Source organism: Allorhizobium borbori, assembly GCF_014196535.1.
Classification (GTDB): domain Bacteria; phylum Pseudomonadota; class Alphaproteobacteria; order Rhizobiales; family Rhizobiaceae; genus Ectorhizobium; species Ectorhizobium borbori.
The window spans coordinates 1-10,269 of sequence record NZ_JACIDU010000040.1 but is presented as its reverse complement, the minus strand read 5'-3'; the positions used below and the strand labels follow the sequence as shown (position 1 = coordinate 10,269).

8 protein-coding genes and 2 pseudogenes are annotated in these 10,269 nt (G+C 57.0%); 1 reads left to right on the top strand and 9 read right to left on the bottom strand.

All coding sequences use genetic code 11. The features are described 5' to 3' along the window. Positions 1-466: 466 nt before the first annotated feature. From GGQ66_RS22515 to GGQ66_RS22495, 5 genes are all read right to left on the bottom strand, one after another. A complete protein-coding gene (locus tag GGQ66_RS22515) occupies positions 467-1,519 on the bottom strand; it encodes an ABC transporter ATP-binding protein (RefSeq protein ID WP_183795925.1) in 1,053 nt (350 codons plus the stop codon). 3 nt (positions 1,520-1,522) lie between these two features. Beyond that, on the bottom strand, positions 1,523-2,323 hold the full coding sequence (locus tag GGQ66_RS22510; protein WP_183795923.1) for an ABC transporter permease: 801 nt from the start codon (positions 2,321-2,323) through the stop codon (positions 1,523-1,525). Next, on the bottom strand, positions 2,316-3,137 hold the full coding sequence (locus GGQ66_RS22505) for an ABC transporter permease (protein ID WP_183795921.1): 822 nt from the start codon (positions 3,135-3,137) through the stop codon (positions 2,316-2,318). The genes GGQ66_RS22510 and GGQ66_RS22505 overlap by 8 nt, the downstream gene beginning before the upstream one ends. 72 nt (positions 3,138-3,209) lie before the next feature. Next, entirely contained in the window at positions 3,210-4,232 is a 1,023-nt protein-coding gene (locus GGQ66_RS22500; RefSeq protein WP_183795919.1) for an ABC transporter substrate-binding protein, read from the bottom strand. 64 nt (positions 4,233-4,296) lie between these two features. Continuing rightward, a complete protein-coding gene (locus GGQ66_RS22495; RefSeq protein ID WP_272872549.1) occupies positions 4,297-4,974 on the bottom strand; it encodes a DUF1028 domain-containing protein in 678 nt (225 codons plus the stop codon). A gap of 189 nt (positions 4,975-5,163) precedes the next feature. Here GGQ66_RS22495 and GGQ66_RS22490 point away from each other — a divergent pair, with 189 nt between their 5' ends. Then, positions 5,164-6,174, top strand: coding sequence for a LacI family DNA-binding transcriptional regulator (locus GGQ66_RS22490; protein WP_183795915.1), 1,011 nt, complete (start codon positions 5,164-5,166; stop codon positions 6,172-6,174). A 200-nt stretch (positions 6,175-6,374) separates the two neighbouring features. Here the strand turns inward: GGQ66_RS22490 and GGQ66_RS23210 are convergent. The 4 genes and pseudogenes from GGQ66_RS23210 to GGQ66_RS22475 all read right to left on the bottom strand — a co-directional run. Beyond that, positions 6,375-6,733 (bottom strand): annotated as a pseudogene (locus GGQ66_RS23210) (IS630 family transposase); the annotation flags it as partial. Between the two features lie 207 nt (positions 6,734-6,940). Next, the gene (nhaA, locus tag GGQ66_RS22485) at positions 6,941-8,128 is read right to left on the bottom strand and encodes a Na+/H+ antiporter NhaA (protein WP_183795913.1); all 1,188 of its coding nucleotides are present in this window, start codon (positions 8,126-8,128) and stop codon (positions 6,941-6,943) included. Between the two features lie 95 nt (positions 8,129-8,223). Then, a pseudogene (locus GGQ66_RS23205) lies at positions 8,224-9,257 on the bottom strand (DDE-type integrase/transposase/recombinase). Positions 9,258-9,390: 133 nt separating this feature from the next. After that, a complete protein-coding gene (locus GGQ66_RS22475; RefSeq protein WP_370686412.1) occupies positions 9,391-9,918 on the bottom strand; it encodes a hypothetical protein in 528 nt (175 codons plus the stop codon). Positions 9,919-10,269: the final 351 nt, after the last annotated feature.

Here is a 10,269-nt window from a genome sequence, read left to right as displayed (position 1 = left end):
AAACATGCGAGGGAAAGTTGGAACATGGGTCAATTCTCAATGGAAATATCAGGCAACGCCGGGTCAGTTCTCAGTGGCAATCAACAGGTAAGGGCTTACGGCATGTTGCCCCACTATCTCGTCATCACTTGCTGGTTTCCACGCTGAATCTACACACACCATCAGCGCCAGGTGCAGTGGTCACTGGGTGCCCACTTGGAGATGACGATGTTGACGGTCGCGTCGATGAAAGCCGAAGAGATGTGTTCCCCTGATCGGCAGCGCTCATCATGATAGACTAGTCTGACGTTGTTGGCAGCTATGTTGGACTGGAATTGGCCAATCCGCCGTCAGGGATTTCCGCATGTTCGGATACACGCCGCGCAACTCCTCATGCTCTCCGAGGTGAACAGGCGCGTTGTCATGCCGCCCTGTCAGCGACCAACTTCACTCTGGCCGAGACAGGGCGTGGGCCAACTCTGTTCGTTTACCGCGCGAGAACCCGAATCTTTTCCGGCGCGATGGTGAGATTCACATTTGCACCGACCTCGAAATAGTCCGCAGGTGAGGAAAGGCAGCGTATCTTTCCATGCGGCGTGTCGACGACATAGCGAATACGCGAACCGAGATAGATGCGGTTTCCAACCTTCCCGGCTAACAGGCCGGTTCCGGCTGCGCCGGTCTCTGAAAGGCTAACATCCTCCTGACGAAAGCTGACGCAGGCAGGCCCGGTGTCGGAAGCCTCGGCAAGCGACAACTTCACGCCGTGCTGCAGGTTGGCAACATAGTTTGCGCCATCTTTCGTGACATCCACGTCGAATACGTTAGTGGCGCCGATGAACTGGGCTGAAAAGCGCGTTTTCGGTGCGTTGTAGAGCTCGCGCGGCGCGCCGACCTGTTCGATTCTGCCCGCATTCAGCAGCACGACCTTATCCGACAAGCTCAGCGCCTCTTCTTGATCATGCGTCACGAAAATCGTCGTCAGCCCCGTCCGCCGGTGCAGCGAGATCAGTTCTTCCTGCATTTTCTCCCGCATGGCCGCATCGAGATTGGACAACGGCTCGTCGAGGAGCAGGACATCAGGACTTGGAACAATGGCCCGCGCGAGCGCCACGCGCTGCTGTTGACCGCCGGACAGCTGACGGGGCCTTCGTTGCGCCAGATGATCGAGCCCGATCATCTGCAGGGCGGCCATGGCCCTGGCCCGTCGCTCCGCCTGATCGCCGATCTTGCGCATCTGCAGCGGAAAGAGCACGTTGTCCAGAACTGTGAGATGAGGGATGAGCGCGTAAGACTGGAAAACCATGCTGATATTCCGCTTTTCAGGCGGTAGGTCGGTACAGCTCCGGCTGCCGATCACGATGTCGCCGCCGCTGGCGGTCTCCAAACCGGCAAGCATTCTCAGCAGAGTGGTTTTTCCGCAGCCGCTCGGGCCGAGCAGACTGACGAACTCGCCAGCCTGAATCTTCAGGTCCACCCCCTTTATGACTTCGGTATGCCCATAGGACTTGCGAACATTGACGAGTTCGACGGTGCGCATAGCTCACTCCGTAATTTTCTGAAGACCGACTACCCGCTCGATCAGTACGATAAGCACGATCGTAAGCCCGATCATCAGGCTGGAGACGGCAGCGATTGAGGGGTCGGGGCTGAATTCGAGCTGGGTATAGATCTGGATCGGCAGGGTCATGATGTCAGGCGATCGCAGAAACAACGAAACGACTGCCTCGTCGAAGGAAATATTGAAGGCGAAGAAGGCTCCGGCGGCGATCCCCGGCGCGCATTGCGGCACGGTCACGCGCCACAGGCTTTGCCACGGGCCGGCACCCATCGTCCTAGCCGCCTCCTCCAGGAAGGGATCGGACGTTGTCAGGACAGCAAGCGTTGTCCGGATCACATAAGGCAGGGCCAGCACGAAGTGACCGACGAACACCGTCAGCACCGACGTAGCGCCGATCACGCGGCTCCAGACGATGAGCAGACCCAGTCCCAGAATGATAGAGGGCAGGATGATCGGGGCGAAGAAGAAGCCGGAGATCGCACGCGAGCCCGGCAGGACTTCGCGGTGGAGGGCAATGGCTGCCGCCGTGCCGATTGCAGTTGCACTCACCGTTACCAGGCATGCGACCCACAAGCTCATGGCGAACGAAGACGTGTAGACTTGTTCGGAAAGGATCTTAGCGTACCAGCGCAAACTCAATCCCTGTGGCGGGAAAGCAATGTAATCACCTGCTGTGAACGAAACGCCGACGACAATCAACAGCGGGGCGATGAGGAAGATCACGATCGTTGAGGTGAGGCACGCTGTTACAAGACGAAGCCAGAGAGGGCTGTGATCAACCATTGGCTTTCCTCGCAGCAAGGCTATAGGTGAAAAGAAGCAGGAGGAGCCCGCAGAGCAGTATCAGTGACTGGGCGGCGGCAAAGTTCCATTCAAGGGTCTTGGTCGCAGCCTCATAGATCGATGCAGCAACCGTCGGAAGGCGTGCGCCACCCAGAAGCATCGGGGTTACAAAGTAACTGGCCGAAAGTGAAAATACGAGCAGGAAGCCTGATACGATACCTGGCATGGCGCCCGGCAAAACGACCCGCCGCAGGCTGCCGACGAATGTGCAGCCCATGACCCGCGCAGCCTCCTCCAGGCGTGGATCGAGCCGCTGCATCACACCCAGCACCGTCAGAACCATGAACGGTAAGACCACCTGCACCATGCCTATCACGATCGCCGTTTCGGTTTGCATCAGGCTGAAGTTGCGCCGTACGAGGCCGAGATCGAAAAGCATGTCCGCGATGAGACCGTTGCGGCCCAGGATCACCATCCAGCCGAACGTTCTTACGACGACGCTGGTCATTAGGGGCAAAGTTACGCAGATTAGAAGAAAGGTGCGCAATCGCCGCGACCCGCGCGCCATGACATAGGCGAGCGGTACGCCGACAAGAACACAGACCACGCTAATTATCAGCGCAAGCTTTACCGTTCTCCACCCGATGCCGAGGTAAAACGGGTCTGTCACGAAGGCCAGAATATATTCAAAAGTGAAGCCCTGATCACCATGTATGCCCATCGAGAGCATCATTGCGACAGGGACGGCGAAGGCGGCGATCATGATCGCAACGCCGGGCGCTATCAACGCCACGCTTTGGGGATATCGGTCCATTATTTCCGCCATATGTCCGCGGGATCGAAGGGCAATACAGAGATCTGCCCTTCGATCCTACTGCGCCCAAACTTAGTGGGAAATCGTCCGCTTCCAGTCAGCGACCATCTTGGGCGCTATCCCTGCGACAGTCGCGGGATCAAAACGGATAAGCTGCTGGAGACCTTCACCATGAACGACCTCGCCGGCAACATCGGCGGGAAGCTCGGCCAAGCGGTTGGTGGGTGAGTAGCGCATTTCGCGGGCCAGTTCGACCTGCACTTCAGGCGACAGGCTGAAGTCGATAAGCTTGGCGGCAAGATCGGCATTCGGCCGGCCCTTGACGGCATTCATGGTAATGTAAAGCGCCGAGCCACCTTCTTCAGGCTGCACGAACTTCACCGGAAGGCCCGCCTTGCGCATCACATAGGCGTAGTCCTGCGCGAAAGGTGCGATCCACGCATCGTTCTGCGCGAAGTTCTGCTGCATCTCCTGGGTAGAAGTGATGACGGTCGAGCCGTCGAGTATCTTGGTGACCTGATCAAGGCCGGGCTGCCAGTTCTCCAAACTCCCGCCCGAGATCTTGTTGATCATCATGAAGCTTTGCAGCCCATAGGTATTGGAAAGATCGGTCAGAACCACATGGCCATCATAGGCAGGGTTCCAAAGGTCTTTCCAGGCTTTCGGCGCCTGAGGAATGGTCTTCTCATTGTAGATTAGCCCCATGACGGTGACGAGGGCGACCGGGCCGTACCCCTTCGAAATGCCCTCGGACGCAAAAGGATAGAGGTTGGCAGCATTGGGAAGCGAAGAGGCTTCCAGAGGCGCAAGAAGTTCCTCCATCGCGGCGACGATTTCCTGTCCACCGGAGAATTGAACGACATCAAACTGCGGCGCGGCTTTCTGAGCGCGAAGCTGCGCCAGCATGTCGGCGGAATAGACGGTTGCGACCTGCACCTTCACGCCATACTTCTTTTCGAAGGGCTCGAAAATGACCTTGCGCTGCACGGCCTCGTATGGCCCGCCATAGGAGTTGATAACAAGCGTCTTTTCCTCGGCCCAGGCGGACTGAAGCGAGGCGAGGACGACGGCGGTAGTAAATAGAGCTCTTTTCATGGTTACCCCTCAAGGTTTATTTTTGTTTGGGAGTGGCTACCCGGTGTTGCCCGGGTAGTCGATGTCAGATGTTCATCGGCGCGCCGACCGGCTTTTCCATGGTTTCCGGATGGATGACCTGATCAACGAAGACCTGCTGGAAGGGTTTAAAGAAAACCCATAGCCGGCGCAGTTCAGTCAGAGGGCTGTCCTGCCAGTCAACACGCAGATCAACCAGCGGCCAGGCTTCCTTGTCGGCAATCGTCAGCGATGCGGCACCGATCGCTTTGGTCTCGCCGCCGGCGGCGAGACCGGCATCGACACCGGCCAGCAGGCGCTCGGCAAAGCCCAGACCCTTGGCGGCCTCATAGGCCTCGACCATCGCCTTCGGCACACCTTCATTGGCAATAAAATTACCGGTGGCAACGCACTGGTCGCCGGTGTAGCCGCCGTTGATATTGTTAATCTCCGGACCTGAATAGAACGCCACCCGACCATGAACATCCACAGCGGCAAACTGGCGTTCACCGGGGAAATCATTGCTTTCGGCCAAGATGCGCACGGTTTCATTTGCCGAGCACCCCTTCGAGAGCAAATCCAGGCCGAGCGGGCCGGCGCGAGTATCCGTGCGGTGCTGCGTGGCGATGCCGCCGACGCCTGCCCTCACCCATGGGCAGCGATTGCCGGCCGCAACGCCGGAGGAGCCCATCGCCATACCGAACATGCCGGTCTCGGGGTCTCTTGCAAGAATTGAGAATGTCAAGTCGTTCCCTTTCCAAAATGCGTTATTGTAGCGCTACAATCGCTACTGTAGCGCTACAAATTCTGTTTGCAACAAATTTATTGTAGCGCTACAAAAATCCGGAGACGAGTGGCACAAGGTCGCTACAATAAATGTGATCGAAGCGGGATTCGGTCGCAAAAAAATGAGGAGTGAAGCGTGGAGGAAGTCATGAAAAAGGCAAAGGGGACCATTCGCATGTCGGATGTTGCCCGTGTGCTTGGCGTGTCGCCGATGACGGTATCGAACAGTTTCCGCAATCCTCATCTGGTAACCGACGCCACGCGGCAGAAGGTCATAGAGACTGCCACCAAGCTAGGTTATGTGCCGAACACAATCGCGGGCAATCTGGTATCCGGGCAAAGCAAGGTGATCGCGGTCATGACGCCTTCCATCCGCCACTCCAGCTTCGCCGACATGATCGACGCGCTTGAGCAGTCACTCGCCAAAGAAGGCTACAGCCTCATCATGTCTCTCGTCGAAACGCGCGAGCGCGAGGTTGAAGCCCTTCGCGCGCTGATCGGACGGCGCGTGGACGGTGTCGTGATCGCCGGCGAACTTCAGGACGCGACCGCGCGGGAACTAGTCGTGAAATCCGGTACGCCCGTTGTTGAGACCTGGCATCTGCATGAAAATATGACCGACATGTCGGCGGGCTTTTCCGAACATGACGCGGCAGCGGACGCCGTGCGTTTCATGATCGAGGCGGGCCGCCGGCGAATCGGGATGATCGGATACCATCCGTCGACCAACAGGCGCCTTATCGAGCGCATCAACGGGTTCAGGACGGCTATGAACGAAGCCGGAGGCAATTCCGCGAATGTCGTTTTGATGGATGCGTCAATCAACGGCTACGAGGCGGGCGCAAAGGGTATTCTGCAGTTGATCGACGTCCTGCCTGAGATCGACGGCGTGTTCTGCATGACCGATATATTGGCGGTTGGCGCGATGTTCGAAAGCACTCGCCTTGGCTGGCCTGTTCCGGGCCGTCTGGCGATCATGGGGTATGGCGACTACGATATTGCAGCGCAGATTCCACCCGGACTGACAACGATACACACCCCCGGTGTCGAAATCGGCGTCGAGTCAGCTTCCCTGCTTCTGGATCGCCTCGCCCAGAAGCCCGGTATAGCACACCAACGTCGGGTAGCTTATCGTCTCGTAAGTCGCGGGTCGGTCTAGGATGGTGCGTATGAGGAATTCAGTAGCAGGTGCCTGAGTCGGGTGAACACGGTATAGGTGAGCGACAATAATAACCGTAACCTGCATTACACTCAGGTTCACGTCGTACCAGTCAATTGCAGTTATCATGTTGATCTAAAGCGGTTGTCACCGCTTAGGTGGATCCGCATGAGATGGAAAAGTGGTCAACGTCGTCGATAATGAACAGATTTGCGGTCTTTTTTGAATCTCCAGCCAAGGCTTCGCAGCCAGACATCAAGTCCGCTGCGCCGAATGGAGACCGCCCGCTCTTCGACCGTCGCAGGGCCATCTCATTGAGCGAGACGTCCTTTGCCTCTTCTATTATACCGACGATGTAATCCTTGTGGGCACCAAGCCGCGAGCCGCCACACCGTCCCTGTTTCGCTGGCGCCATCTGCCCCTGCTGCGCACTGGCAGTCCAGGCGATGGCTGTCGAAATGCCGATCCCAAATCGAGCCACAGCCGATCACTCCGACATACCATCACGTGATGCAGCCAAGACGTGGCCATAAAGATCGTCGCTGAAAGCTCGTGTCATATTCCCTCCGACCAAATCATCAGTCGGAGCAAGGCAATCAACGTTTCGTCAGCAAAGGAATCGTCAAAACGATTCCGCGTTCAATGGACGCGCTAGCTATCCGCTATGATGCTGGAAACGTTGACAAAAATAGCATCACGATGACCGCCATCGTCAACGACCTCAAGTCCAGTCAGTTCGAAGAACTGCTACCGCGGAGCACCCGATCTATGTTTCAGATCGACGACCAAATGCCGTGAGCAAAACCGCACCGATAACGCCCGATGTCAGTGAACCCAGTAGAATACCAATCTTAACATGATCCTGAACGTTCGGATCGTTGAACGCTAGCAATCCGATAAACAGAGACATGGTGAAGCCGATACCGCACAAGAGAGCTAGCCCGGCCATCTGTCCCCAACTCGCTTTTGCAGGAAGCTCGGCGAGTTTGAGGTTTACAAGAATTGCAACCGTTCCAAGAACGCCGACCAGCTTTCCAAGCAGCAGCCCGGCGGCGACACCCATGGTCAGCGGCTCGGTGATGACCGACATCGAAACCCCGGCAAACGAGACGCCCGCATTGGCAAATCCGAAGATCGGTACGATGGCAAAGGCGACGGGCTTGTGCAGGTGGTGCTCCAGCTTGTGGAGCGGAGATTCTGCGTGAGTGGCTTCCGGAATGCCCGGCGTGAGCTTCAACGGAATCGTCAACGCCAGTAAGACACCCGCCAGCGTAGCATGGATACCGGATGAGAAGACCAGAATCCAGAGCACTGCGCCCAGCACCAGGTAGGGCCACAATGCTTTCACGCCCATCCGATTAAAAATAATTAGGTTGCCGACGACAATAGCCGCGCCGGAAAGTGCCAGCAGGTTGAGGTCGGCGGTATAGAATATAGCGATTACGATGACTGCTCCGAGATCATCGATGATTGCCAACGCGGCTAGAAAGATTTTCAGGGATGCCGGGACACGTTTCCCGAACAGCGACAGAACGCCGAGCGCGAAGGCAATATCGGTCGCCGTCGGAATGGCCCATCCCTTAAGTGACGACGGATCGTTCCAGTTGAAGTAAACGTAGAACAGTGCCGGAAATGCCATCCCTCCCGCCGCCGCAGCTCCCGGCAGTATCCGCCTGCTCCAGCTAGATAACTGGCCGTCCAGCATCTCACGCTTTATTTCCAGCCCCACCAGAAGGAAGAAGGCAGCCATCAGTGCATCATTGATCCAATGCTGGATGCTGAGCGGCCCGATATAGACATGAAGGATCTGGAAATACGCGTCTGCCATCGGCGAATTTGCCGTTGCAATTGCCAGTGCGGCAACGAACATCAGGATGATACCGCCAGATGCCTCGTTATCAAGAAAGTGGCGGAGAGTAGATTGAATGCGGCCCTTGGATATCGTCGAAGACATGGGTTCGCGCTCCTTGTGAGAGGTTGATCATAGTCTCCGTGGATTTCGGGGGGACCCGCAGCACCGCAGCACGCGCTGTGGACGATATTTAGCGACTATCCGTCCTGATTTCCAGAAAATTCGACCCGTATCGCTGTGCCACCGCGACATTCACCCAGCTGATCGCGGAGTTCGAGGTTAAGTTTGGCGCTGTGGCACCGAGGGCGCCATAGGCGACCGCGGAACGTTTCCGTTTCGTGAAGCTGGTCGCCCATTATGGTGAGTTGGGCCGCGAAGGCGGCAGGGGTCTGGTGGCTGAGGGCCGAGTGGGGTCGGTCAGCGTTTTAGCCTACCACCCAGTCCGCGACGACGGCGCGGGCATGGTCTAGGCCACGAATCAGACCGGGTTTACCGCGCCAGGCGATCACTGCCGAGAGCCCGCGCGCGGCCCGGCGGCCAGAGATTGAGGTGTCGACCACGGCGGCCCGGCATTCCTTCGTCACATCATCGATCACGTTGAACAAGCGGAACCGGCGACCATGCGTGAACTGGTCGTGGACGAAGTCGACTGACCAGCGGGCGTTCGCCACGGCGACCGTCAGCTGTGGCGCCCTTGTCCAGGTTGCTTCTTTCGACCGCGCCGCTTGCGAACGGGCGGCCCCTCTTCGCGGTAGAGCCTCTGGGTCTTCTTGCGGTTCATCATCAGTCCCTCTCGCTTCAGCAGCACATGCGAACGCCGACAACCGAACCGGCAGCGTTCGCCAGCGAACGTTCACATCCGCTCGCGCAGCTGGCATCGTCGGGAGGCCGGTTACGGTAGCGGTCCGATGTCCGGTCCGCCCCGATCACGAAACAAGCCCGCCGCTCGCTCATCTCGTGGGTTTCTGCGAGGATCGCGACGGCCTCGCACCTGGCGGCGGGCATCACAACTTTCGTCTCGGTAGATCCTTTACCGCAGCCTGATCGAGCATAGAGTCGGCAAGCAGCCTCTTGAGCTTGGCGTCGGAGATCTCCATGCCCCCCAACTTCGCCTCCAAGGCATAGAACCTCGAGGAACTGATCCCGTGCCGGCGGCAAAGGTCTTCGCCCCTGCCTAAGCCTCCCTCAAGTTGTCGATGATCTGGGCTTCGTTGAACTTCGACGGCTTCATGGTCCGATCTTCTATAGGGTCGGAATCTACCATAAGCAGGAGGAACTATCGCGGGTTAGAGCTGAGGTTCCGCTTACACTGAAACTCAACTACCCACTCTTGGTTGTTGTCTATCAGGTTACTTGCCTTGTGCTCATCCCTGTATACTTGTTGACACGACAGGCGCAACGTTCGATCCGTTCCTTACCCCTCGGACCTCCTGTTCGATACGAAACACGGATTTACTGATGGGCAGATCGGAGGTAGGGCGGTAACGATGCCAGCGAGCGGAATATTCGAATGTCACCGGGTGACCTTCTATATAAGCCGCTAAAACACGATAACCGTTTACGAAACGATCGAGGTAACTGAGCTCTTCGCCCCAGGCCCAGCCACCATATGCGGTCCCTTCATCCGAACGTAAGATGATCTCAAAGTAATGTCCCCCTTCCGACCTAGGCATCCGGAAGATGAGGTCCAGGTTATCTTCATTACTTCCGTTGTACTCTCTCGCCGCGAGATTGAACTCGCTGATCCTCGCCTGTGCCAAGGCTGAGACGGGGTAAAACGGCCGGCCCTTAAACCAGAGAAACTCGCTGATCACGTAACCCACGTCATCGGCCCGTTGGAAGGGGTCCGTACGATTGTCGAACACCAGGTATTTGTTATTGAACGCGAGCATTCTGGCTTACCCTCTTTCGACAGCCATTCTCGTTTTTGTCTTGTTGGTGACTCATGATGTTCTCATCTGCGTCACACCAACGTCAAATAGCAGAGAACTTGATCTTTCAATTTTGTGTTGGTCATAGTTAGATAAGCACAGACGGGGGTGATTCAGTGGCTGAAAATGCTGATCACATACAACTCAGACTATTCGGGCTACCTCATTACAGCGGGGCTAATGCCGACTTCTTTCCGGCAAAGGGCTATGAATAGCCCCTAGATTTGTGGACGCCTTCTTCCCTATTTTTGAGGCAAGGAGGCCATGATGGGGTCTGGCAATTTTAGTGACGAGTTCAAGCGCGATGCTGTC